Source organism: Comamonas testosteroni, assembly GCF_000761245.1.
Lineage (GTDB): Bacteria > Pseudomonadota > Gammaproteobacteria > Burkholderiales > Burkholderiaceae_C > Comamonas > Comamonas testosteroni_C.
The window spans coordinates 1-633 of record NZ_AWOR01000126.1 but is presented as its reverse complement, the minus strand read 5'-3'; the positions used below and the strand labels follow the sequence as shown (position 1 = coordinate 633).

At 51.7% G+C, this 633-nt stretch carries 1 protein-coding gene; it reads left to right on the top strand.

Annotated elements, in window-relative coordinates; all coding sequences use genetic code 11:
- Nucleotides 1-257: DUF411 domain-containing protein (locus P353_RS27425; protein WP_034376714.1), on the top strand; the 257-nt coding region annotated here is incomplete at its 5' end.
- Between the last annotated feature and the right edge of the window lie 376 nt (nt 258-633).

Genomic DNA, 633 nt, shown 5'->3' with positions numbered 1-633 from the left:
AACAAGATCTAGGTGTCGCTCCACGACTCTCGTCTTGTCACACTGCGATGATCAACGGGAAGTTTGTTGAAGGTCATGTGCCAGTTGAGCAAATAATTGCGATGAGTAAGCGTGACGACCTTCTCGGGATCGCTGCTCCTGGAATGCCAGCAGGTTCTCCAGGAATGGAAGTCGACGGAGTACATGAGACCTACCAAATAATCGGCCTGACCAAAGCCGGCGTAGATCAGGTCATTGCTGAATACCCCGCAAACTAATCCCACCTCATCCATTCGGCCACAGCATGGTCCCAGCTCATGGCCATGCAGCGGGACATGCTATGTTGATTTCATTCTCAAGCAATACGCAAAGGACGATCAGCAACAAGCTGTAAAGGCGCGCCTGCGCCGAATCGGATAACCCCGTACCGCTGTCCTCAATAACAATTTGAGATGACGCCATGCTCCGTCTGCTGACAAGCACTGCGCATCTGACCACGATAGTGCTAAGTTCGGGTGGCGTTGCCACTCAGCTTGCCTTTCCGAATCTGGACATCTGTCTCGGCTGAAAGCGTAGAAAAGTTAAATTACAGTGGTTTGAGAGTTCTTTTTTTGCAGGCTTTTCAGACGCAGGGTCGCGCGTTGTACAGCGGCC